Raw genomic sequence first — 21,790 nt, 5'->3', positions numbered from 1 at the left:
TCGGCCATCTCGGTAGCGCACGAACCGCGTTCAGCATGCCCAGGGGCGCAACCGGCTGCCCGGTTGCGCCCCTGGGACTGATCACTTCAGCCGTATGAGACTTACTCGACGACCTTCAGCAGCTTGTTCGGCGTGCCGTCGCCCGGGTTGGAGATCTTGTCGGCGGTCGCGCCGTCCGTCAGCGCCTTCGCCACGTCGGCCGGCTTGGCGTCCTGGTGGCCGCTGAGGTAGACGGCGGCGGCGCCCACGACGTGCGGGGTGGCCATCGACGTACCGGAGATGGTGTTGGTGGCGTCGTCGCCGGTGTTCCAGTCGGAGGTGATGTCCGAGCCGGGGGCGTAGATGTCCACCACGTCGCCGTAGTTGGAGAAGTCGGACTGCTCGTCCTTGTCGGTGCTGGAGGCGACCGTGATCGCGTCCTTCACCCGGGCGGGAGAGCTCTGGCTGGCGTCGGAGGACTCGTTGCCCGCCGCCACGGCGAAGGTGACACCGGAGTCGATGGCCTTCTGCACGGCGGCGTCGAGGGCCTCGTCGGGGGTGCCGCCCAGGCTCATGTTGGCGACGGACGGGCCCTCGTGGTGCTCGGTGACCCAGTCGATGCCCGCGACGACCTGCTCGGTGGTGCCCGAGCCCTGGTCGTCCAGCACGCGCACCGCGACGACCTTGGCCTTCTTGGCGACGCCGTGCTCGGCTCCGGCGATGGTGCCGGCCACGTGGGTGCCGTGGCCGTTGCCGTCGTCGGCGCTGTCGTCGTTGTCGACCGCGTCGAAGCCGGACGTGGCCCGGCCCTCGAAGTCCTTGTGGCTGGTGCGGACACCGGTGTCGATGACGTAGGCGGTGACGCCCTCACCCGCGCTGTCCGGGTAGTTGTACGCCTTGTCGCCCTCGGTGTCCTCCTGGTCGATACGGTCCAGGCCCCACGACGGCGGGTTCTCCTGGGTGCCCTTGACCGTGTAGCGGTGGTTCTGGACCACCTTGGCGACCGACGGGTCGGCGGCCAGCCGCTTGGCCTCGGTGTCGCTCAGCCCGCTGGCCGAGAAGCCGTTGATGGCGGAGTCGTAGGAGCGGCTCAGCTTGCCGCCGTACTGCTCGGCGAGGTCCTTGCCCTCCGAGGCGGCCTTGACGGTCTTGCCGCCCTTGAGCATGACGATGTAGCTGCCGTCCACGGCGCTCTTCGACTGGGTGCCGTAGACGGTGCCCTCAGCGGGCTTCGCGGTGGTGGCCCCGGCCGGAACGGCCACGAAGACACCGGCGGTGACGGCGGTCGCGGCGGCTACGGCGAGGCCGAGTCGACGCGCGTTGCGCTGCTTGTGAACTGCCATGACGAGGGTTCCTCCTCGTGCGGTTGTGGGGGGTAATCCGCACCCGGATCGCGTCCGATCCCTCAAGTGCGTCAGATCCGGAGTGTGTTGGGGCCACTCCGGTTCTGACAAAACCCTGACTGATGAGTACGGGTCAATTCAAGATCCCCACGGATGTGTGACATAGGCAACGTTCTGCGCTTCGACCGCTCCCCGACCTCAAGGTCAACGCGCTTTGCGTGTAAGGGGCTCGCATCAGGGAGGGTAGGGCTGTCCCCCCTTCTTCGGATGGAGGGAACCACCGGAGGGTTCACCGGTCAGCAGGATGGGTCGGCCCACCGCCGCGGCCTAGCGTCATCCATGAGTGGCGGGGACGTTCCGCCACCAGGGCATAAGGGGATGTCGTGGCGGACACAGGCCGCTTGGAGAGGCCGCGCGGGATAGCCGCCCGCGCGGGCAGTTGGAGCGCCCGTCACCGATGGGCGGCGGTCGGGGGCTGGGTGCTGCTGGTCATCCTCGCCCTGGCCGTCGGCTCGATGACGGGCCGGGTGGATGTAACGGACAGCGAGCAGGTTCCCGGCGAGTCCGGGCGCGTCTCGACGATCCTCGACGAGGCGGGCATTGACTCCGCGGCCGGGGAAACCGTCCTGATCCAGGCGAAGGGCGGCGGACTCACCGCGAACGACCCGGCCTTCCACAAGGCGGTCGACGCGGTGATTTCCGGCGTACGCGACACCGGCAAGGTGACCGCCCTCCGATCCCCGTACGAGACCAAGACCATCTCCGCCGACCGGCGCTCCGCGCTGGTGCAGTTCGAGATGCGCGGCGACCCGGAGAAGGCGTCCGAGCACATCCAGCCGGTCCTGGACGCGGTGGACAAGGCCAAGGACCGCCACCAGGACCTGCGGATCGAGGAGTTCGGCGACGCCAGCGGCCAGAAGGCATTCGACGACGCGTTCGGCGACGACTTCACCCAGGCCGAGTTCTCCGCGCTGCCGGTGGCCCTGGGCATTCTGCTGATCGTCTTCGGTGCGCTGGTGGCCGCCCTGCTGCCGGTCGTGCTCGCGATGACGGCGTTCCTTGCCACCACCGGTCTGGTGGCGGTGGTCAGCCACTGGGTGCACATGAGCGACACCGCCAACTCCGTGATGCTGCTGGTGGGGCTGGCCGTCGGCGTCGACTACTGCCTGTTCTACCTGCGCCGGGAGCGTGAGGAGCGCGCCGCCGGACGGGATGCGCAGACCGCGCTGCGGATCGCGGCGGCCACCTCCGGCCGCGCCGTCCTGGTCTCCGGTGTCACGGTGATCGTGGCGATGGCGGGCATGCTCTTCACCGGGATCGCCGAGTTCAAGGCGATGGGGCTCGCCACCTTGATGGTGGTGGCGGTGGCGATGGTCGGCTCGGTGACGGTGCTGCCCGCGCTGCTCTCGCTGCTCGGTGAGCGGGTGGAGAAGGGCCGGATACCGTTCCTGGCCCGCGCCAAGCGGCGCGGCGGCGGCGAGAGCCGGGTCTGGCGCACCGTCCTCGGCCCGGTGCTGCGCCGTCCCAAGCTGTCGCTGGCCCTCGCCAGTGGCGCGCTGATCGCGCTGGCCGTCCCCGCCGTGGGGATGAACACCGCGAACCTCACCCTGGACCAGGAGTTCGGCGACCGGCTGCCGGTCGTCACCGCGTACAACCACATCGACGAGGCGTTCCCGGGCGGGTCCGACCCGGCCAAGGTCGTGGTGAAGGCGGACGACATCGACGCGGCGCCGGTACGCGACGCCCTGGCCCGGTTCCGTACCGAGGCCGTGGCGAAAGGCGCCTCCAAGGGCCCGGTCGAGGTGACCGTCCACCGGGAGCAGAACGTGGCCGTGGTGGAGGTCCCGCTGATCGGCGGCTCGGACGAGGGCAAGGCCGAGAAGAGCCTGAACGTACTGCGGGACGAGGTGCGCCCGGCGACGCTCGGCACGGTGGACGGGCTGGACGCCCCCATCGGCGGTTCGACCGCCTCCTCCAAGGACTTCAACGACAAGCTCGGCTCGGCCGTCCCCCCGGTCTTCGCCTTCGTGGTGGTCTTCGCCTTCCTGCTGATGCTGATGTCCTTCCGGTCGCTCACCATCGCGGTGACCTCCATCGTGCTCAACCTGCTGTCGGTGGGCGCCGCGTACGGCATCCTCACCGCGGTCTTCCAGCACGGCTGGGGCGCGGGGCTGGTGGGCGCGGAGGGCGTGGGCGCGATCGTCTCGTGGCTGCCGCTGTTCCTCTTCGTGATCCTGTTCGGGCTGAGCATGGACTACCACGTCTTCGTGGTCTCCCGGATCCGCGAGGCGCGCCTGGCCGGGCGCAACACCAAGGACGCGGTGGTGCACGGTGTCGTGACCACGGCGGGCGTGGTCACCAGCGCCGCCGTCATCATGGTCGCCGTGTTCTCCATCTTCGGCACGCTGTCGATGCAGTCCATGAAGCAGATGGGCGTGGGCCTCGCGGCCGCGGTCCTCATCGACGCCACCGTCATCCGAGGGGTGCTCCTCCCGGCCGCGATGCTGCTGCTGGGCGAGCGCAACTGGTACCTGCCGAAGTGGCTGCGGTGGCTCCCGGACCTCGCCCACGACGAGCCCGCCCCGGCCCAGCGGCCCACCGCCGTGGTGGGTGCCCACGCGAGGCCAGGCGCGGACGACCGGCCCCGGCACGCCAGGGTCTGACCGCTCCAGGCGCCCACGCAACCGCGCAACAGTCAACCGGTCACATGGTCTTCGGACCGTGTGGCCGGTTCGGCGTCTTGAGGAGTCGGGAGGGGAAAAGGCGTTGCGGCTGGGCGTACCCGGTCCCTACGGTGCGGGGATACGGCGGAGATCCGCATACGCGACGTTCGCGTACGCGCGCATGGGAGGAGCGACCGATGGGCGGAAGTCCCGGCATCGGCGTGTTCACCCGCGTCAACACCCGCGGCTGTGCCCGGGTGGCGTGTGCGCGCTTCTCGCCTTCGCTTACCCGCCGCCCGCGGCGCGGCCCCGGTGCCCTGGCCGGCCCGGACGCGCCCGGTATCCCCATGAGTCTGTGAGCGGCCCGAACCGCTGACTCGCCCGGTTTCCGATCGTCTCTCGCGGTGAGCCGATCCCTCCCTGTGAGCTGATTCCTCGCGGTGAGCCGATCCCTCGCGGTGAGCCGATCCCTTACCCCCACGCGCCCTCGGCCAGGGCCCCCGCCAGTCCAGGAATCACTCGTTCCGGGACGGGCGGCAGGGCCCGTTCCGCGCTGCTGCCGCCCGCCCGGCTCCCAAAGGACCGTGGCCGTGGCCCGCAATCGACATCAACCCCCTGTCCCCCGCCGCACCGAACGCGACCGCGCGAGGCGCGCGTACGGGCAGAACTTCCTCATCGACCCGGGCGCCGTCGCCCGCGTCGTACGCGCCGCCCGCCCCGGGCCCGGCGATCTCCTGGTGGAGGTCGGCGCGGGCAAGGGGGTGCTCACCGAGGCGCTGGCGCCGCGCTGCCGTGAGCTGATCAGCTATGAGATCGACCGGCATCTGATCCCGGGACTGCGGGAGCGGCTCGCCCGGTATCCGCGGGTCCGGGTGGTGCATCAGGACTTCCTGGCCGCGGCGCCGCCGAGCGAGCCGTTCGCCCTGGTCGGCAATGTGCCCTACGCCCGCACCGCCGAGATCGTGGCCTGGGCGCTGCGGGCGATGCCCAGGCTGACCTCCGCGACGCTGCTCACGCAGGCGGAGTACGCCCGCAAGCGCACCGGGGACTACGGCCGCTGGTCCCTGCTGACCCTACGGACCTGGCCGGAGGTCGAGTGGCGGCTGTGCGGGCGGGTGGCGCGCGCCGCCTGCCGGCCGGTGCCCGCGGTCGACGGCGGGATCCTGCGGCTGACCCGGCGGCCACGCCCGCTGCTCACCGACCCGGCGGCCCGGTCCGCCTACGCGGAACTGGTCGAGCTGGGCTTCACCGGGCTCGGCGGCTCGCTCCACGCGTCACTGCGCCGGAGCTGTCCCGCCCGCGCGCTGGACCGGGCGTTCCGGGCGGCCGGGCTGGGGCGGGACGTGGTGGTGGCGTATGTGACGCCGGAGCAGTGGCTGGTCCTCGCTCAGGGGTTGACCGAGGTGGTGACCGGAACGCGATCGGGCGTCTCGAAGGAGTCGATGGTGCGGGTGAAGTCCCGGGTGGACAACAGCAACTTGTAGATGATGGCCAGCTCGAAGACGAGCAGCAGCACACCCGATACGACGGTCGTCGCCACCACCGCGTCGACGGCCGGGCCGATGATGAACACGCCCATCTGAAACTCGATGCCACTGATGAGATGAGCGCGGATGCGGTGGCGCAGCAGGAAGTTCCGGCACCGGACCCACCACGGGAAGCGGCGCCGGAACTCCTGGTGCAGATCGACGACGGCGGGGCGGCGCCGGGCCGCCGTGGCGTCCAGGGGTGCCGTGGCGTCCAGGGGTGCCGTGTCGGCGTCAGCCGCCGTGGCTTCCAGTGACGCCACCGGCTCCAACGGAGCCACCGTGTCGCGGTCCGTCTCCAGATCGGCCTCGGGGTTCTCCCGCAGCAGGTCCTCCATGAAGGCCAGCTCGGCCTGGTTCTCGGCCTTGCGGGCCGCCCGCATCCGGGCCTTGATCTGCTTGCGCATCCCATGCCGGATCTTGAAGATCTCCAGCGAGTCGATGTAGCGCAGCGAGTCCAGGGACGCGACGGCCAGCGCCAGCCACAGATACAGGACGTCGTCGGTGCGCGCGTACTGGCCGCCCATCAGGGCGACCGAGCAGACCAGGACCCGGATCCGGTCGAAGACGAAGTCCAGCCAGGCCCCGAAGACCGAGCCGGTGCCGGTCAGCCGCGCCAGCTTGCCGTCCATGCAGTCGAAGATGAAGCTCACGTGGTAGAGCACGGCCCCGAGCAGCAGCCATCTCCAGTCGCCCTGAGCGAAGCACGCGGCGGAGCCGAGGCCCACCAGGAACGCACCCCAGGTGAGCTGGTTGGGGGTGGCCCGGGTGTGCCTGGCGATCCAGCGGACCAGCGGTGTGGCCACCGGGTCCACGAGCATGACGGTCCACCACGCGTCTCGCTTCTTCTCGGTGATCCGGCGGACCTCGGCGAGCGGCGGTATGTCTCGGGGCATGGTCAATCTTTCTGGCGTTAGACACGAATTCACCTGAAGGTAAGAAGCCGTTAAGGGAAGAGACAAGATGAGGCAAGGGCAACCTTTGCCGAGGGGTAACGGTCTGCTGGGGGGACCGGGTCCATGGCACGGCCAGGTGCACCGGCCTGCCGGTTCCCGCTGCCCTGGCCCTTCAGACGGTGTTGATCTGAGCCGGGTTCTCGGGGAGCCGCCAGTTGCCGCCGCGGTCCCCCTTCGAAAAGCGCGCGGCGAGGTCGGGGAGATGGAGGAAGCAGGCCAGTGCGGTGGTGGCCTGGAAGGCATCGATCGCACGCTGGGTCATCGGCATGCCCAGGCGAAGAAGGCGCGGATTCACTTGGCCCTGGATCTCGTTGACGAAGGGCCGCAGCACGCTGTCGTAGTTCGCCAGTGCGGTCGGCAGGTCGCCCGGGTGCCGGTTGATTTCACCGGCCAGGACGTAGGCGCCGACCAGGCCGCCGGAGATGCCCATACCGCTGTAGGGGGAGGCGCAGTGCGCGGCGTCGCCGGCCAGGACCACACGGCCCCTGGACCAGGTGTCGGTGCGCACCTGGACGACCTCCTGGGAGTAGAAGAACGGGCTCGTCTTCATGCCCTCGATGAAGCGTTCGGTCTGCCACCCGGCGTCGCGGAACCTGCCGGCCCAGAACTCCTGCCGGCGCTCGACGGGCGCGCGGTGGATTGCCGAGGCTTCCTCGGACTCCTCCCGCATCACGAAGTACGCCTGGGTCTCGGTCGGGTTGTGGCTGCGACGCATGATCTGGCGGCCGCCCGGGACCATGTAGGTGTCCCGGATGTTGCTGTCGGAGGCGATGCGCGGGACGAACCAGTAGGCCATGTGGATACCGACGCGCCAGTACGGGTCGAAGCCCTCGGGGAGGATCGCCCGCCGGATGCGTGATCCCTGCCCGTCCGCGCCGACCAGGAGGTCGAATTCGGCGGAGGACCCGTCGGAGAAGTGCGCGACGACCCTGTGTGTGTCCTGCTCGAAGCCGTCCACGCTCTTGCCGAAGACGTATTCGGTGTCGTCCTTCGTCGCGTCGTTCAGGATGCGCACCAGGTCACCGCGCATGATCTCGTACTCGGAGGTGAGGGACTGGCGGCCTCGCCCGGAGGTATTGGCCATGATCGTCGCCCTGGCCTTGCCGCGGCCGTCGATGAACGCGACGCCGGCCTCGTCCACGAGCTTGCCGCGGACGGCGTCGAGAAGCCCCATCCGCTCGACGGCCTCGATGCCCTGCCCCCGGAGGTCGACCTGGGCCCCGGTGGCCCGCAGCGCCGGGAAGCGCTCGACGACGGTCACCTGGTGGCCGCCCCGAACGAGCCAGAAGGCCAGAGCCTGACCCGCGACCCCGCCACCGGCGACGAGGACCCGCAGGGAGCGCGCTTCCGAATTTGCTGTCATGCCCACGTCCTAAAATCTATCAGTGAATGATTCTTTTCCAGAGTCATCTATCAGCGATAGATTGTCAACGTGACCAAGATGAACCGTGAGACCGTCATCGCCGAGGCGCTCGGACTGCTCGACGAGGTCGGACTGGACGCCGTCAGTACGAGGCGGCTGGCGAAGCGACTGGGCGTCGAGCAGCCGTCGCTCTACTGGTATTTCCGCACCAAGAGGGAGCTCCTCGCCGCCATGGCGGAGGCGGCGATGGCGCCCCATGCGACGGCACCGCTGCCGACGCCCGACGACGATTGGCGCGCCTGGTTCCTGGACAACACCCGCAGCTTCAGACGGACCCTGCTGATGCGCCGGGACGGCGCACGGCTCCACGCCGGCAGCACCCCCACCGGCGACCTCGATCGGATCCGCCGCAAGATGGGCTTCCTCGTCGCTTCCGGCGTGCCCGAGAGGGACGCGCAAATGGCGATGCTGGCCGCCAGTCGCTTCACGGTCGGCAGCGTCCTGGAAGAACAGGCGGACACCGGCCCCGGCGGCAGCACGGATCTACCGGCCGATTTGCCGCCGATCGATCACGATTCGGCGTTCGAGGCGGGCCTGACCCTCATCCTGGACGGCTTGGCACACCGAGCCGGGGTGCGGGGCACGCCTGTCGGCGAATGATCATTTGACGACAGCCAGGGTCCATTCCTCCGCGCGGAAGGGGCCCATGGCCAACCTGCCGGCCCCTCGCGTCCTACCGCCGGCGGCGGCTCCTATCGCTGGTAGCGGGCGAGCACCAGATTGCCGTCCTCGACCAGCCGCTTCCGTAGCTCCGCCATCCCGATCGCCCCGCTGTAGTACTCCTGGAGCGCCGGGGTGGCCACCTTGTCCTTCCACTCGGGATAGCCGCGCACGGACTGGGCGGGCGCCGGGCGCAGCCGTCCGGCCAGGGCGGCGCCGGTGGCCCAGCCGTGCCGACGGGTGTGCAGGGCGGGGTCGCGCAGCGCGGTCAGGCCCGTGGGGAGCATCCAGTCGCCGCGGGCGAGCCGCACCATATGCGGTGGGCGCAGGAAGAAGTCGATGAAGCGGGCCGCCTCCCGCTGGTACGGGCTGTCGGCGGCGATGGACAGCGTCTGGGGGCTGACCCCCTGCCGCTGGTCGCCGCCGGGCCCGGCCGGGGACGGCAGTACGGTCCAGGCGAAGCCCTTGGGTGCCTGCTGCACGATCTGCTGGCGGTAGGAGAAGCCGAGGGGCACCATCGCGTACTTCCCGCCGAAGAAGCCGGGGAGGGTGTCGGAGCCGCCCATGCCGAGAGTGGTCCGCGCGGCGCTGCGGTCGCCGCCCAACTGGTCGTGGATGACGCGCGGCACCCGCTGGTCGGCGGCGTCGAACCGGACGGTGACCTTGCCGTCCGCGCCCCGGTGGAAGACCTTGCCGCCGGTGGAGAGGGAGAGGTTGAGGGTCGCGGAGACGGGCTCCTTGAGCGGCCAGGCGACGCCGTACGTCCCGTCGCCGGTCAGCTCCCCCGCGGCCTCCTCGAACTCGGCCCAGCTCCAGGGCCGTTCGGGGGTGGGGATCCGCACCCGGGACCGCTCCAGCAGGGCGCGGTTGGCGATGAGCACCCGCGGCTCCTGGAGGAACGGCACCCCGTGGATGCCACCGGCGAAGGTGGCGGTCTGCCAGGTCCGGGGCGGGATCTCGTCCCTGAGCCGCTGGGGCAGCAGGTCGGTGAGATCGGCGAGATAGCCGCCATAGGCGAAGTCGGCGAGGTCGTCGGTGGCGTCGTGGATGATGTCGGGCGCCTCACCGCCCTCGAAGGAGGTGAGCAGTTGGTCGTGGACGCTGTCCCAACTGCCCTGGACGTAGTCGACCCGGATGTCGGGATGGGCCGCGTTCCATTCGGCCACGAGCTGCTTGTTGGCCTCGATGGATTCCCGCTGCCAGGCAAGGGACTGGAAGCGGAGGGTGATCCGGCCGTCGGCCGCCCGCCGCCGTCCGGGCGCGCAGGCGGAGAGCAGGGTTCCGGCGGCGGACAGCGTCCCGGCGGCGGAGGCGGCCAGCAGCGTTCGGCGGCGCATCAGTGCTTCACCGCCCCGGCCAGGGTGCCGCTGGTGATCCGGCGCTGGATGAACGCGAACAGCACGAGCGAGGGCAGCGTCGCCAGCAGTGAGGCGGCGGCGAGCGGGCCGAGGTCGGCGACGCCCTCGGTGCCGATGAAGTGGGTGAGGATGACCGGCATCGTCTGTTTCTGCGGGGACTTGAGCAGGACGAGCGCGAAGAAGAACTCGTTCCAGGCGGTGATGAAGGCGAAGAGGGCGGTGGCCACGATGCCGGGGGCCAGCAGCGGCATGGTGACCGAGATCAGCGTCCGCGCTCTGCTCGCGCCGTCCACGGCCGCGGCCTCCTCCAGCTCACGCGGTACGGCCCGGGCGTACCCGGCCAGCATCCACAGGGCGAACGGCAGGGACCACACCACGTACACCATGATCAGACCGGAGAGGGAGTCGATCAGGCGGACCTCCTTGAGCACCAGGAACAGCGGGATGATCACCAGGACGAAGGGGAACGCCTGGCTGACCACGATCCAGCCGGTGGCCGCCCGGGACAGCGGGGAGCGGTGGTGCCGGGCCATCACATAGGCCACCGGGGTGGCGATGACGACGGTGATGGCCGCGGCGGCGAGGGAGGCGATCAGGCTGTTCCCGGCGGACCGCAGCAGCGGCTGCTCGTCGAACGCCTGGCGGAAGTTGTCGAGGGTGGGGTGGTCGGGGATCCAGCCGGGGTGGAGGCTCGCCAGCTCACGCGGCGGTTTGAAGGCGGTGGAGACCAGCCACAGCAGGGGGAAGGCGAGGAAGACCAGATAGCCGAGGAGGGCGAGGTACTGGCCGGTGCGGGCCGCGCGGCGCCGGGCGGTGGGGCCGCGACGCACGGCGCTGGGGCGGAGACTCCTGGTGGTGGGGCGGAGACTCCTGGCAGTGGGGCGGAGACTCTTGGCGGTGGGGCGGGTGCTCATGCGTCGTCGTCTCCCTTCAGCCGGGCGACGAGATGGACGGCCAGCAGGATGGAGACCACCGCCACCAGCACACAGCCCATCGCCGCCGCATAGCCGAACTGGCCATAGCGGAACGCTTCTTCATAGGCGAAGAGCATCGGCAGCCGGGTGCGGCCGCCGGGCCCGCCGCCCGTCAGGACGTAGACCAGGGCGAAGGAGTTGACGTTCCAGATGAAGCTGAGGGCGCTGATGGCGAGGGCGATGGGCCTGATGGCGGGCCAGGTGACGGTGCGGAAGCGGCGCCAGGCACCGGCGCCGTCCATGGCCGCGGCCTCGTGCAGTTCGCGCGGCACGTTGGAGAGACCGGCCAGCAGGGTGACCGTGACCTGCGGAAGCCGTGCCCAGATGCCGACCACGACGACGGCGGGCAGGGCGGTGGACAGGCTGCCGAGCCAGTCGCGGTGGGTGCCCAGCGTCTCGTTGAGCAGCCCCGCGTCGGGGTGGTAGACCAGCCGCCACATGATGCCGACCACGACCTCCGGCATCGCCCAGGGAACGATCGCGAGCGCCCGCGACAGCCAGCGGAACCGCAAGTTCTGATTGAGCAGCAGCGCGAGCCCGAGCGCGAGCAGGAACTGCGGTACGGAGACGGCGACCGCCCACACCAGGCCGATCCGGAACGACTCCCAGAAGAGGGTGTCGCGCAGCAGGTCCTGGAAGTTGAGCAGCCCGATCCACTGGGTGGGGTCGGTGCGGCCCGCCTGGGAATCGGTGAAGGCGAGCACGATGCCGTAGAGCAGCGGGCCGACGCTGAGCAGGAGGATCGGGATCAGCGCGGGCAGCACCAGGAACCACGCCCGGTGGCCGCTCGCCGCGCGACCCGGGCCCTTGACGCGGGCGGCGCCGGACGGGGGCGGGGCCGAGCCCTGGTCCGAGCGCGCCGAGGCGGCGGTCACGGGTATCACGGCAGGGCCTCCTTCGGACGCGGTGGGAGGGCGGTCCGGTGGGAGAGCCCACGTCATCGTGCGGAGGGCGGGCGGTGCAGTCAAGCGGTTCACCTGCGGCAGCCGATGCGAGACTTGAGCGGGGGAACGCCCGGGACGCCCGGGACGACTGGGACGGCCGCGACCACCGGGACGGCCAGGCCGCCCGGGACGCCCGCCCGGGACTTGGGCGGGCGGGACGACGAGGAGTGAGGGGTGTGGCGGTGGCGGATGTCGCCTTGACGGAGGAACGGGCGCGGGCGGTGCTCTCGGCCGCGCTGCCGCCCTACCGGGCCGGTACGGCGGAGGCCCGGCTGCTCGCCCTCGGCGAGAACGCCGTCTTCGCCGTCGACAGCCTCTCCCTGGTGGTCCGGATCAGCCGCGATCTGGAGGTGTGGGACCGGGCCGCCCGGGAGCTGCGAATCGCCGACTGGCTCGCCCGGGAGGGGCTGCCCGCGGTACGTCCCGACCGGCGCTTCGGCCCCGAGCAGCCGCTTCCGTTCGCGGGCCACCTCGTCACGTACTGGCAGCGGCTTCCCGATCCCGTACGCCCCGCCGGGCCGCGCGACCTCGCGGAGTTGCTGCGCATGGTGCACGCGCTGCCCGATCCGCCCGCCGGTCCGCCCACCGATCCGCCCGCCGATCCGGCACCGCTCCCGCTGCCGCGCCGCGATCTGCTGGGCGGAATCGAGCGCTGGCTGCGGCTGGCCGGGGACGCGATCGACCCGGCGGACGCGGCGTATCTGCGCACCCGCCGGGACGACTTCGCGACCGCCGTCGAGGAACTGACCCCACGGCTCACCCCCGGCCCGATCCACGGCGACGCGCTGCCGCGCAATGTGCACATCGGCCCGGACGGCCCGGTGCTGGTGGACCTGGAGACCTTCTCGCACGATCTGCGCGAGCACGATCTGGTGGTGATGGCGCTGTCCCGGGACCGCTATGGGCTCGGAGCGGAGGCGTACGACGCGTTCGCGGCGGAGTACGGCTGGGACGTCCGCGAGTGGCCCGGCTGCGAGGTGCTGCGCGGCGCGCGGGAGACGGCGAGCTGCGCCTGGGTCGCCCAGCACGCCCCGGCCAACCCGGCGGCACACGCCGAATTCACCCGCCGAATCGCCTCCCTACGGGAGGATGACCCGACGGTGCGCTGGCACACGTTCTGAACGAACGGCTCCGGTTCAGGGGCCACGCTGCGCCGCACCACGCGGCACGCGGCACGCGCCTGCGGGTGTCCGGCGGTCCTTTCCCCTCCCCGCCCCTTCCCGTTACCAGGGGCTCCGCCCCTGGACCCCGAGATCTGGGGCGGAGCCCCGGCCCGGGGTCTGGGGCACAGCCCGGTCCGGGGTCTGGGGCGGAGCTCCAGTTTCGGGAAGGGGCGGGGAGGGGAGCAGCCCGCCGCAGGCGCGCACGACCCACTACCCCCATCACCGCTACCCCATCACCGCACCGGCCTCCCGCAGGGGCCAGCCGCCGTCCACGACCGCGTCGGGAGTGCCCTTGCGGCGCAGCCAGGACTGGAAGTCGGCCGCCCAGCCCGCGTACCACCCCACCTGCTTGCGGTGGAGGTCCCACAGCTCGAGCCCGGCGACCTCGCGGTGGCGCTCGGCCAGCGCGCGGGCGACCCGCACCGCCGCCAGCGCGTCCGCACCGGCGTCATGGGCGCGGTCGTGCACCACCCCGTACTCCCCGCAGACGGCCTCCAGCGTGCGCTTGCCCTTGCGATAGCGGTCGACCGCGCGGTCTATCGTGTACGGATCCACCACGGGGCCGGTCTCCGCGCCCTCCAGCCGCTCGCTCAGCGGGCGCAGCCCGTGCCGCCCCAACTCGGCGGCGAGCAGGCTGAGATCGAACGCCGCGTTGTACGCCACCACCGGAGCACCCGCGCGCCAGTGGGCCACCAGCACCTCGGCGACCTCCTCGACCACCTCAGGCGCGGACCGGCCCTCCGCCGCCGCCCGCTCATTGGTGATCCCGTGCACCGCCACGGCGCCCTCGGGGATGGGCACTTGGGGATCGGCCAGCCACTCGCGCCGCCCTATCGGCTCCCCGTCCCTCACCTCGACCACCGCCGCCGTCACAATGCGTGCCGTCCGCGGATCGGTGCCCGTCGTCTCCAGATCGAATCCGATCAGCAGCCCCCGATGCCAGCCCATGACCGCCCCTCCCTTTGTCGTACTTCCCCCAGGTGTGCACCACCTTCCCACGCACCACTGACAACGACCGGTGAGCCACGGCAAGGCAAGTCCTCAGACGTCTGAGGACTCTGTGTTAGAGTCCCGCCGTCCTCGGAAGATCGTTCAGGAAGGCGCGTGCGGGGTGGCGGAGACGGCACGGTTGCGGCACGGGCCCGTGGTGCCACGGGTCGAGAGCGCCCTGCGCGCGATGCTCGCGGAGGGCCGCTGGCGGCCCGGTGAGCGGCTGCCCAACGAGGTGGCGCTCGCCGCCGAACTGGGCGTGGGCCGCTCCTCGGTCCGGGAGGCCGTGCGGCTGCTGGCCCATGACGGGCTGGTGGAGGTGCGCCATGGCTCGGGCACCTACGCGGCCGAGCCCCCGGCCCCCACCGCGGACGGCGATATGCCGCGGCTGCTGCGCCGGGCCCGGCTGCGGGAGGTGTACGAGGTGCGCCGCGCCCTCGAAGTGGAGGCCGCCCGGCTGGCCGCCGGGCGGCTGCGCCCCGAGGACATCGGGCGGCTGCGGGACCGTCTCGCGCTGCGCGAGGAGCGGACCGGAGGCGATCCGGCCGCCTTCGTGGACGCCGATCTGGCCTTCCACCGGGCCGTGGTGGAGCTGTCCGGGAACGTCGTGCTGCTCGGCCTGTTCACCTCCGTCCTGCCGGTGCTGCGCGCCGCGCTGGTGGAAATGGTCATCTGTGAGACGGCACTGCCCGATGTGTCGTGCGCCCACGCCGAGTTGCTGGACGGGCTGGCGCGCGGGGACGCCGACGCCGCGATCGCGGCCACGGTCTCCCATCTCGAGGCCGTCATGGAACTCTTCGACAGCGAAAAGGAGGTGGCGGCCCCGTGACCGCCCCGGCCGTCCCCGTACTCAGGCTCAGCGATGTGGATGTGGTGCGCGACGGCACCCCGCTGCTGCGCTCGATCTCGCTCACCGTCCGCCAGGGGGAGCACTGGGCGCTGCTCGGCTCCAATGGCGCGGGCAAATCCACCCTGCTCAGCCTCGCGGGCGCGCTGGTGCACCCGACGCACGGCACGGTGGAGGTCCTCGGCCGCACGCTGGGGCGGGTGGATCTGCGGGAGCTGCGGTCGTTCGTGGGCCATGTCGATCCCCGGCATCCGCTGCGCTCCCCGCTGCGGGTGCGGGAGGTGGTGCTCACCGGGCTGACCAACACGGTGGAGCCGGTCCCCCGCCGCCACGCCACCCCCGAGCAGCGGGACCGGGCCGACCGGCTGCTGACCACCCTCGGCATGGGCGGGAAGCTGGACGCGCGCTGGCCGACCCTGTCGCAGGGCCAGCGCGGCCGGGTGCTGATCGCGCGGGCGCTGATGCCCCTCCCCCGGCTGCTGCTGCTCGACGAACCGGCCACCGGTCTGGACCTGGCCGCCCGTGAGCAGTTGCTGGAGAGCCTGGACACCCTGCGCCGGGAACACCCCGAACTGGCCACCGTCCTGGTGACCCACCATCTGGAGGAGCTGCCCGCCAGCACCACCCACGCGGTGCTGCTGCGCACCGGGGAGTGCCTGGCGTCGGGCGCGGTGGACGAGGTGGTGACCACCGACCACATCACCAAGTGCTTCGACCACCCGGTGCGCATCAGCCGCACCGACGGCCGCTGGGCCGCACGTGCCCTGCGGCCGTCGTACCAGGGCAGCGGCTCGTATCAGGTCTCGGGCTCATACGACGGATCGTGACGCCTGCGGCGGGCTGCTCCCCTCCCCGCCCCTTCCCCCGACTGGGGCTCCGCCCCGGACCCCGGGAGCCCCGCCACGCGGCGGACACCGCTAGGGGCAGGGCACCGGCTGGTCCCGGTCAGGACACCGGCCGGGAGTCCGCCCAGACGCTTTCGAACTCCTCGCGGTAGGTGCCGAAGAGCCCGCCCTCGCCTTCCTGACTCCCGCCCTCGCGGACGACGTCGCTGCCCCGCCCGCCGCCGCGCAGCACCAGGACCGGGGCCTCCATGCCCCGGGCCTTGCGCAGATACGGCTGGACGACCGCGAGGCCGTCCGCGCCGTCGCCGTTGACCAGGTAGGCGGTGAAGCGGGGGGTCTCGTCGAAGACATGGATCTCGAACGCGTCCGGGTCCCGCAGCCGGGCGCGCACCCGCCGCATATGGAGGATGTTCATCTCCACCGAGCGGCTCATCTCGCCCTTCTTCAGGCCGAGTTCGCGCTCCCGTCGCCGTACCGCGCTGCTCGCCGGGTTGAGGAAGAGCAGCCGGGCCCGGCAGCCGGATTCGGCCAGCCGGACCAGCCGGCGGCCCGAGTAGTTCTGGACCAGGAGGTTGAGCCCGATGCCGACGGCGTCGAGGCGGCGGGCGTTGCCGAAGAGGTCCTCGGCGGGAAGCTGGCGCTGTAGCCGCACCCGGTCGGGATGGACGCCCACGACATCGGCGTAGCGGTCGCCGACGAGGTCCTCGACGGCGTCGATGGGCAGCCGGTCGGCGGAGGGGGAGCCGGTGCCGCTGCCGAGGATCTCCAGCAGCCGGGCGGAGGCGCGCTCGGCCTGGGCGAGGACGGTCACGGACAGGGCGCGGTTGCGGGAGACCACATTGCGGGCGACCTCCAGCTCGTCCAGGGCCAGCTCGACCTCGCGGCGGTCGTCGAGGTACGGCTCGAAGCAGGGCCAGTGCTGGACGAGGAGTTCCCGCAACTGCGGGAGGGTCAGAAAGCTGACGACATTGTCGTCGGCGGGGTCGAGCAGATAGCCCTTGCGCCGGCTCACCTCCCGGACCGCGACCGCCCGCTGCACCCACTCCTGCCCGGCGGGGCCGGCGGCGGCGATGACCCAGTCCTCGCCGTGGACGGGTGCGTAGATGGGCCGCAGTACGGCGTTGACGACCGCGCGCAGCCGCTGTTCCACGAGGTTGAGCCAGATATAGGCCCGCCCGGCCCGGCGTGCGCGTGTGCGCACCTCGCTCCAGGCGTCGGCGCCCCAGTCCAGTTCCGCTCCGATCTCCATCGGCCGCACCAGGGACACCGCGCCGGGAGGTGCGTCGGTGGAGCCGTCACCCCCGGGACCTCCGTCACCGGGGGGCAGCTCCAGCCCGCCCGAGCTCACCTGTGCACCGCCTTCCGCCCCCATCCAACGATCACCGCAGACTACTGCGCTGGCGGGGGCGGTGCGACACTCAGGTCCTGCCTATCGGGTCAACGTCCCTCTTCTGTATGGCCGTTGTGTCCGGACAGTGCAGGAGGCGTGAGGGGATTCATAGCGGTGACGTCGCGCGGGGAGAGCTGGAAGCCCTGCCAGTGCAGCGGCATGGGCTCCTGGTCCTCATCCCGGGCGATGTGATGGAACCCGATGTTGACCCATGCGATCGGGTGTTTGAGGGTCTGGCCATTGACCCACTTGTCGACGCTCTTGCCCGCCCCGGCGCCGCAGTTGCGCAGATTGTTGCTGGCGAACTGCTCACACTTCTTGTACTCGGTGAAGTAGACGTCGTGTTTGGTGTAACTACGGCCCTGGTACTTGGTGGTGTGGCCGGGGACGATCTCATAGCTCCGCGGATGGCCGTCCTTGTTCTTGCCCACCGAGCTGACCACGCGCCACCACCGGGCCGCCGCCGCGTCGCCCGCCAGCTCCTTGGTGACCTTGGTGCGGGTGGTCTTGGTCTTCGGGATCCGCCCCGAGGTCGCGGTGGTCTTGGAGTCGTACTGCTCGATCTTGTTCTTGGACGAGCCGTCGAGCCCGAAGTTCAGTCGCCAGAAGACGTTGTGGGCATGGCTGGTGGCGTAGTCCTTGGCGCCCTTGCCGATGGGCCAGCCGCGGCCGTCGCCCGCGTCGTAGTCCATCGGGGAGAGCGTGCCGGTGGCGCCGACCTGCATGGTCATGGTGCCGTCACCGGCGAACCGCCACTCGGTGATGTACTCGTACCAGCCGACCTGGTTGACGGTGTAGACCAGCAGGTCCTTGCCCTGGAGCTGGTAGACCTTGTTGTCCTCGCCGCCGAAGCCCCCCGTGCCCATGCGGTAGGCGTGGCCGCGGGCCCGGGTGGTGGCGCACAGGCCCTTCACATTCGGGTGCTCGGGGTCCCAGGCGTCGGGCACCCGCACGGTCTTGATGGTGCCGCCGGGGCATTCGGCCGGGTCGAGCTGCTGGAGCCCCTGCGCGAAGCCCTGCCCGGTGAGGTCGTCGTACTCATTGCTGCCGTCGTCGTACGGCACATGGATCTGGCCCAGCTTGGCCGAGGTCAGCACCTTGATCGGGGCGCTTTCGCCCTTCGGCTGGTACGAGACCTTGTCGAGCACCAGCCCGGCGTTGCTCTCGTAGTGCCAGCACATCCGCCAGGTGGTGCCGCCGTCCAGCTTCTGCTCGATTCTGTACGGGGCACTGCAATCCGCCGCGGCCGGGCTCTGCGGGGCCGCCTGGGCGGTGCCGACCGGCCCGGCGGCGACCGCCACGGTGCCGAGCAGCGCCGAGGCGCCGATGGCCGCCGCGACCCGGGCACGGGCGCGGCGGAGCCTGCTTTCAGGCATGGGGAGACTCCTGTGATGAAGGTGAGGCGTAGGGGTATGCGCTGCGCCGGTGTCTGGCACCCAACTCAGCCGAGCTTGGCGACCTTGCGGGCGCTCAGGTCGATCACCATCTGCCGGGTGTCGATCCACGGGCCGTTCAGCACCCGGGTGAACAGCCGTACGCAGCGGTGCGCGCCGCAGTCCCCGACCGAGGCCGGACCGGGGTTGCCCTCGCCCGCGCGGTAGACGAAGCCGGTGACGGTGAGCTGGTCCGGGCGGGTCAGCGCCTTGCCCGTGGCGTCCTTGAAGTCCTTCTTCAGCCCCTCGCCCAGCTTGTCGGCCATCAGCAGCTTCGCGGCCTCCATCACCTCGTCGCGGTTGGGCGGCGGCTGGACCCCGTGCTGGGTGTCGGTCGCGGTCACCTTGCCGCTGCCGAGGTCGACCGTCTTGGTGACGTAGGTGTCGTCCTTGTAGTCGTAGTACGTGACGTCGGCGCGGCGCGGCGGGTCGGCGGCGCCCACCTCGTCGGGGCTCAGCTCCGTGAGGTCGGTGGAGATCAGCTCGGGGCCCTTGGCGCCCTTGACGTCCTCGCTGCTCAGCCGGAAGCCGCCGCCGCCCGTGAGGGTCCGGGCGCGCTTCATCTCATCGTCGGTCAGTGGATCGCGGCCGGTGCCGGTATGGCCCTGCTCGGGCGCGTCCTCCACCACACCGGGCAGTTGCCGGGCCGCCTGGCCCTGCTCCGCCGCCGAGCCCTGGGGTCCCCCGCCCGAGCCCTCTTTGCCGGACGCGCTCCCCGGGAGCGTCACCCCGATCAGGACCGCCGTGGCGGTGGCCGCCACGGCCGCGCCGGCCACCACTTTGCCCAGGTGGCGGTGCATCATCTTGCGCACATCCTCCCCCATTCCCCCCTGTCATCACATCGGACCGCATAGCGGGATACGCATACGCGGAGGTCACCCGGTAGGACGAACCGATATGGCCGTAGGTTGCCTCCCTTTTGAGGAAGTTCTGTTGAAAGAGCGGATGGGTCCGGTCAGTTGGGCAAGGATGCAGGGTCGGTCAGGTTCCGTCCGGTGCCCGGGGTGCTCGCGGCCCCCGGAGAAGAAGTGGAAGAGTCGACGTATGCAGGTCTGGCCGGGGCAGGCTTACCCCCTTGGCGCCACGTACGACGGCGCCGGAACCAACTTCGCGGTGTTCTCCGAGGCCGCTGTCCGCATCGAGCTGTGCCTTCTGCACGACGACGGCTCGGAGACGGCGGTCGAGCTGCGGGAGTCCGACGCGTTCGTGCGCCACGCCTATCTACCGGGGATCATGCCGGGGCAGCGCTACGGCTTCCGGGCCCACGGCCCGTACGAGCCGGAGTCCGGCCACCGCTGCAATTCCGCCAAGCTGCTGCTGGATCCGTACGCCAAGGCCCTCAGCGGGCGGATCGGCTGGGGCGAGGAGGTCTACGGCTACCGCTTCGGGCGCCCCGACAAGCGCAATGACCTCGACTCCGCCCCGCACACCATGGCGTCGGTCGTGGTCAATCCGTACTTCGACTGGGGGGACGACCGCCCGCCGCGCACCGACTACCACCGCACGGTCATCTACGAGGCGCATGTCAAGGGGCTGACCATGCGCCATCCCCGGCTGCCGGAGGAGCTGCGCGGGACCTACGCGGCGCTCGCCCATCCGGCGATCATCGAACATCTGACGGAGCTGGGCGTCACCACGCTGGAACTGATGCCCGTGCACCAGTTCGTCCACGACCACCGGCTGGCCGACGCGGGCCTTGCCAACTACTGGGGCTACAACACCATCGGCTTCTTCGCCCCGCACAACGCCTACGCCTCCTGGGGCGACCGGGGCCAGCAGGTGCTGGAGTTCAAATCGGCGGTCCGGGCGCTGCACCAGGCGGGCATCGAGGTCATCCTGGACGTGGTCTACAACCACACGGCCGAGGGCAACCACCTGGGCCCCACGCTCTCCTTCCGGGGCCTGGACAACGCCTCGTACTACCGGCTGACCGAGGACCGCCGGTACTACATGGACACCACCGGCACCGGGAACTCCCTGCTGATGCGCTCCCCGCACGTGCTCCAGCTCATCATGGACTCGCTGCGCTACTGGGTGACCGAGATGCATGTGGACGGCTTCCGCTTCGATCTGGCGGCGACGCTGGCCCGGCAGTTCCACGAGGTGGACCGGCTGTCGTCGTTCTTCGACCTGGTCCAGCAGGATCCGGTGGTGAGCCAGGTGAAGCTGATCGCCGAGCCCTGGGACGTCGGCGAGGGCGGCTATCAGGTCGGCAACTTCCCGCCCCTGTGGACCGAATGGAACGGCAAGTTCCGGGACACCGTGCGGGATCTGTGGCGCGGTGAGCCGAGGACACTGGCCGAGTTCGCCTCCCGGCTGACCGGCTCCTCCGACCTCTACCAGGGCGACGGGCGGCGCCCACTGGCCTCGGTCAACTTCGTCACCTGCCATGACGGTTTCACCCTGCGCGATCTGGTGAGCTACGACGAGAAGCACAACGAGGCCAACGGAGAGTCCAACCAGGACGGCGAGAGCTACAACCGGTCCTGGAACTGCGGGGTCGAGGGCGAGACCGACGATCCGGCGGTACGGACGCTGCGCGAGCGCCAGATGCGCAACTTCGTCGCGACCCTGATGCTCTCCCAGGGCGTGCCGATGCTCAGCCACGGCGATGAGTTCGGCCGCACCCAGGGCGGCAACAACAACGCGTACTGCCAGGACAACGAGGTCTCCTGGGTGCGGTGGCCGGACCACGTCAAGGGGCAGGACGGCGAGTGGGAGGACCGCTCGGCGCTGGAGCTGCTGCGCTTCACCCGCTCACTGGTGTGGCTGCGCCGCGACCATCCGGTCTTCCGGCGCCGCCGCTTCTTCCACGGACGGCCGGTGGAGGGCACCCATGACGAGCTGTCGGACATCGCCTGGTTCACCCATGAGGGCGAGGAGATGGTCCCGCGCGACTGGCAGGCGGCGCACGCCAAGTCCCTCGCGGTCTTCCTCAACGGCAGCGCGATCTCCGAACCGGGAGTGCGCGGTGAGCGGATCACCGATGACTCGTTTCTGCTGCTGTTCAACGCGCACCATGAGCCGCTGGACTTCGTCGTGCCCATCGACCACGGCAAGCAGTGGCAGGTCATCGTGGACACGGCGGTGCCGGAGGGGGTGGAGCCGGGCAGCGGGGCGAAGGTGGCGGCGGGCGACGTGCTGACCCTGGTGGACCGCAGCCTGATGGTGCTACAGCGGCCGGCCTAGCTCCGGGCATCGTCAGTGCTACAGCGGCCAGCCTAGCTCCGGGCATCGGCGGGGGGGCGCGGGTCGCGTCCGTTCGGGTGCGCGGGGCTCTCATGGGGCGCGCCCAG

At 70.9% G+C, this 21,790-nt stretch carries 18 protein-coding genes; 8 read left to right on the top strand and 10 right to left on the bottom strand.

From position 1 onward, the window contains the following. Positions 1 to 101: 101 nt before the first annotated feature. Positions 102 to 1,322, bottom strand: a complete 1,221-nt coding sequence (locus tag ACK1X7_RS35495) for a S8 family peptidase (RefSeq protein ID WP_385142823.1) — start codon at positions 1,320 to 1,322, stop codon at positions 102 to 104. 383 nt (positions 1,323 to 1,705) lie between these two features. On the opposite strand from ACK1X7_RS35495, the gene ACK1X7_RS35490 reads away from it, so the two are divergent. From ACK1X7_RS35490 to erm, 3 genes are all read left to right on the top strand, one after another. Next, the gene (locus tag ACK1X7_RS35490; protein WP_413116129.1) at positions 1,706 to 3,985 is read left to right on the top strand and encodes an MMPL family transporter; all 2,280 of its coding nucleotides are present in this window, start codon (positions 1,706 to 1,708) and stop codon (positions 3,983 to 3,985) included. Positions 3,986 to 4,182: 197 nt separating this feature from the next. Beyond that, entirely contained in the window at positions 4,183 to 4,344 is a 162-nt protein-coding gene (locus ACK1X7_RS35485; RefSeq protein ID WP_382949670.1) for a hypothetical protein, read from the top strand. Between the two features lie 231 nt (positions 4,345 to 4,575). After that, positions 4,576 to 5,469 carry an ErmE/ErmH/ErmO/ErmR family 23S rRNA (adenine(2058)-N(6))-methyltransferase gene (gene erm / locus ACK1X7_RS35480; RefSeq protein ID WP_413116128.1) on the top strand — a complete coding sequence of 298 codons (894 nt, stop codon included), beginning with the start codon at positions 4,576 to 4,578 and terminating at the stop codon, positions 5,467 to 5,469. Here the strand turns inward: erm and ACK1X7_RS35475 are convergent. Then, positions 5,373 to 6,407, bottom strand: a complete 1,035-nt coding sequence (locus ACK1X7_RS35475; RefSeq protein ID WP_413116127.1) for a CDP-alcohol phosphatidyltransferase family protein — start codon at positions 6,405 to 6,407, stop codon at positions 5,373 to 5,375. The genes erm and ACK1X7_RS35475 overlap by 97 nt on opposite strands. A gap of 172 nt (positions 6,408 to 6,579) precedes the next feature. Beyond that, on the bottom strand, positions 6,580 to 7,830 hold the full coding sequence (locus ACK1X7_RS35470; protein ID WP_385142835.1) for an FAD-dependent monooxygenase: 1,251 nt from the start codon (positions 7,828 to 7,830) through the stop codon (positions 6,580 to 6,582). Between the two features lie 78 nt (positions 7,831 to 7,908). Here ACK1X7_RS35470 and ACK1X7_RS35465 point away from each other — a divergent pair, with 78 nt between their 5' ends. Continuing rightward, the gene (locus ACK1X7_RS35465) at positions 7,909 to 8,490 is read left to right on the top strand and encodes a TetR/AcrR family transcriptional regulator C-terminal domain-containing protein (RefSeq protein WP_390792880.1); all 582 of its coding nucleotides are present in this window, start codon (positions 7,909 to 7,911) and stop codon (positions 8,488 to 8,490) included. Between the two features lie 92 nt (positions 8,491 to 8,582). Here the strand turns inward: ACK1X7_RS35465 and ACK1X7_RS35460 are convergent, their stop codons facing one another. From ACK1X7_RS35460 to ACK1X7_RS35450, 3 genes are read right to left on the bottom strand one after another with little or no spacing between them, the layout of a single operon-like run. Then, on the bottom strand, positions 8,583 to 9,887 hold the full coding sequence (locus ACK1X7_RS35460; protein WP_385142840.1) for an ABC transporter substrate-binding protein: 1,305 nt from the start codon (positions 9,885 to 9,887) through the stop codon (positions 8,583 to 8,585). Then, complete coding sequence (locus tag ACK1X7_RS35455) at positions 9,887 to 10,822, bottom strand: carbohydrate ABC transporter permease (RefSeq protein ID WP_390792791.1); 936 nt, start codon at positions 10,820 to 10,822, stop codon at positions 9,887 to 9,889. The genes ACK1X7_RS35460 and ACK1X7_RS35455 overlap by 1 nt, the downstream gene beginning before the upstream one ends. Beyond that, complete coding sequence (locus tag ACK1X7_RS35450; RefSeq protein WP_361501437.1) at positions 10,819 to 11,766, bottom strand: carbohydrate ABC transporter permease; 948 nt, start codon at positions 11,764 to 11,766, stop codon at positions 10,819 to 10,821. Before ACK1X7_RS35450 ends, ACK1X7_RS35455 begins: the two co-directional genes overlap by 4 nt. Before the next feature lie 257 nt (positions 11,767 to 12,023). Between ACK1X7_RS35450 and ACK1X7_RS35445 the strand changes: the two genes are divergently transcribed. Beyond that, on the top strand, positions 12,024 to 12,947 hold the full coding sequence (locus tag ACK1X7_RS35445; protein ID WP_413116934.1) for a phosphotransferase: 924 nt from the start codon (positions 12,024 to 12,026) through the stop codon (positions 12,945 to 12,947). Positions 12,948 to 13,214: 267 nt separating this feature from the next. On the opposite strand, the gene ACK1X7_RS35440 is transcribed toward ACK1X7_RS35445, so the two are convergent. Next, the gene (locus ACK1X7_RS35440; protein ID WP_385142849.1) at positions 13,215 to 13,937 is read right to left on the bottom strand and encodes a 3'-5' exonuclease; all 723 of its coding nucleotides are present in this window, start codon (positions 13,935 to 13,937) and stop codon (positions 13,215 to 13,217) included. 163 nt (positions 13,938 to 14,100) lie between these two features. Between ACK1X7_RS35440 and ACK1X7_RS35435 the strand changes: the two genes are divergently transcribed. Next, positions 14,101 to 14,808 (top strand): FadR/GntR family transcriptional regulator, encoded by a 708-nt coding sequence (locus tag ACK1X7_RS35435; RefSeq protein ID WP_385142852.1) that lies wholly within the window; start codon positions 14,101 to 14,103, stop codon positions 14,806 to 14,808. Then, positions 14,805 to 15,653, top strand: a complete 849-nt coding sequence (locus ACK1X7_RS35430; RefSeq protein WP_385142855.1) for an ABC transporter ATP-binding protein — start codon at positions 14,805 to 14,807, stop codon at positions 15,651 to 15,653. The genes ACK1X7_RS35435 and ACK1X7_RS35430 overlap by 4 nt, the downstream gene beginning before the upstream one ends. 118 nt (positions 15,654 to 15,771) lie before the next feature. On the opposite strand, the gene ACK1X7_RS35425 is transcribed toward ACK1X7_RS35430, so the two are convergent. From ACK1X7_RS35425 to ACK1X7_RS35415, 3 genes are all read right to left on the bottom strand, one after another. Beyond that, on the bottom strand, positions 15,772 to 17,019 hold the full coding sequence (locus tag ACK1X7_RS35425; protein ID WP_385142859.1) for an SAV2148 family HEPN domain-containing protein: 1,248 nt from the start codon (positions 17,017 to 17,019) through the stop codon (positions 15,772 to 15,774). Between the two features lie 89 nt (positions 17,020 to 17,108). After that, entirely contained in the window at positions 17,109 to 18,437 is a 1,329-nt protein-coding gene (locus tag ACK1X7_RS35420) for a copper amine oxidase (RefSeq protein WP_385142862.1), read from the bottom strand. A gap of 65 nt (positions 18,438 to 18,502) precedes the next feature. Then, a complete protein-coding gene (locus ACK1X7_RS35415; protein ID WP_385142865.1) occupies positions 18,503 to 19,297 on the bottom strand; it encodes a Tat pathway signal sequence domain protein in 795 nt (264 codons plus the stop codon). Between the two features lie 241 nt (positions 19,298 to 19,538). On the opposite strand from ACK1X7_RS35415, the gene glgX reads away from it, so the two are divergent. Then, entirely contained in the window at positions 19,539 to 21,683 is a 2,145-nt protein-coding gene (gene glgX / locus ACK1X7_RS35410; RefSeq protein WP_413116126.1) for a glycogen debranching protein GlgX, read from the top strand. The last annotated feature ends 107 nt before the right edge of the window (positions 21,684 to 21,790 follow it).

This window comes from Streptomyces sp. CY-1, assembly GCF_047218265.1.
Lineage (GTDB): Bacteria > Actinomycetota > Actinomycetes > Streptomycetales > Streptomycetaceae > Streptomyces > Streptomyces niphimycinicus.
This window is presented reverse-complemented; position numbering and strand designations above follow the sequence as displayed.

Coding starts and splice junctions, on each gene's coding strand:
- ACK1X7_RS35495 (WP_385142823.1), bottom strand. CDS start 1,322: ATGGCAGTTCACAAGCAGCGCAACGCGCGTCGACTCGGCCTCGCCGTA.
- ACK1X7_RS35415 (WP_385142865.1), bottom strand. CDS start 19,297: ATGATGCACCGCCACCTGGGCAAAGTGGTGGCCGGCGCGGCCGTGGCG.
- ACK1X7_RS35475 (WP_413116127.1), bottom strand. CDS start 6,407: ATGCCCCGAGACATACCGCCGCTCGCCGAGGTCCGCCGGATCACCGAG.
- ACK1X7_RS35460 (WP_385142840.1), bottom strand. CDS start 9,887: ATGCGCCGCCGAACGCTGCTGGCCGCCTCCGCCGCCGGGACGCTGTCC.
- ACK1X7_RS35485 (WP_382949670.1), top strand. CDS start 4,183: ATGGGCGGAAGTCCCGGCATCGGCGTGTTCACCCGCGTCAACACCCGC.
- glgX (WP_413116126.1), top strand. CDS start 19,539: ATGCAGGTCTGGCCGGGGCAGGCTTACCCCCTTGGCGCCACGTACGAC.
- ACK1X7_RS35465 (WP_390792880.1), top strand. CDS start 7,909: ATGAACCGTGAGACCGTCATCGCCGAGGCGCTCGGACTGCTCGACGAG.
- ACK1X7_RS35440 (WP_385142849.1), bottom strand. CDS start 13,937: ATGGGCTGGCATCGGGGGCTGCTGATCGGATTCGATCTGGAGACGACG.
- ACK1X7_RS35420 (WP_385142862.1), bottom strand. CDS start 18,437: ATGCCTGAAAGCAGGCTCCGCCGCGCCCGTGCCCGGGTCGCGGCGGCC.
- ACK1X7_RS35470 (WP_385142835.1), bottom strand. CDS start 7,830: ATGACAGCAAATTCGGAAGCGCGCTCCCTGCGGGTCCTCGTCGCCGGT.
- ACK1X7_RS35455 (WP_390792791.1), bottom strand. CDS start 10,822: ATGAGCACCCGCCCCACCGCCAAGAGTCTCCGCCCCACTGCCAGGAGT.